The 476-nt window shown below is 45.6% G+C and carries 1 protein-coding gene (cut by a window edge); it reads right to left on the bottom strand.

The annotated features are described in order from the left end of the window. Nucleotides 1-89: 89 nt before the first annotated feature. A protein-coding gene (locus E0E16_RS03335; protein ID WP_130828813.1) for a transposase crosses the window boundary here: on the bottom strand, nt 90-476 show its end. 681 nt of this gene lie beyond the right edge of the window; 387 of the gene's 1068 nt are visible here — the last part of the coding sequence; the start codon falls outside the window, past its right edge — the gene reads right to left on this strand; the stop codon is at nt 90-92.

The following is a 476-nucleotide window of genomic DNA, read 5'->3' on the forward strand; positions in this document are numbered from 1 at the left end:
GTTATTACTGTCCGCTAAACATAGAAATCCTCATTCCAACTCATTGAGACACAATAGTTCGGATGACAGCATGTTAGTGACAAGCCCCCTTATTCATTTTCTGTTACCTCGGGTGGCGATTCAGCCGCTGCTTCAAGCATGAGTTTCATGTCGGCATCCGGCATGTTGAAGAAATTATTCATGTTGAGGTATTCCATAAGTACAATGCGCACCATAGTAGCCAGCCCTGAGAAACTCCACCGCCTCTGCAATGAGCTTTGCAGCAGTGACAGTAATAGATTGGCAATGAGTGTAACCCAAATCTGTATCTTGATGGCGTTGGCACTCTCCCCATAGAAGTATCTAAGCGGGAAGTTCTGTTTTATCTGCTTGAAAAGAGACTCTATCTGCCACCTCCTGCGGTAGATGGCTACGATAGTCTCCATGGACATGTCAAAGTCGTTGGTAAGCAAGGACACCAACTTTGGCATCTTTCC

Source organism: Prevotella rectalis, from assembly GCF_900607215.1.
Taxonomy (GTDB): Bacteria; Bacteroidota; Bacteroidia; order Bacteroidales; family Bacteroidaceae; genus Prevotella; species Prevotella brunnea.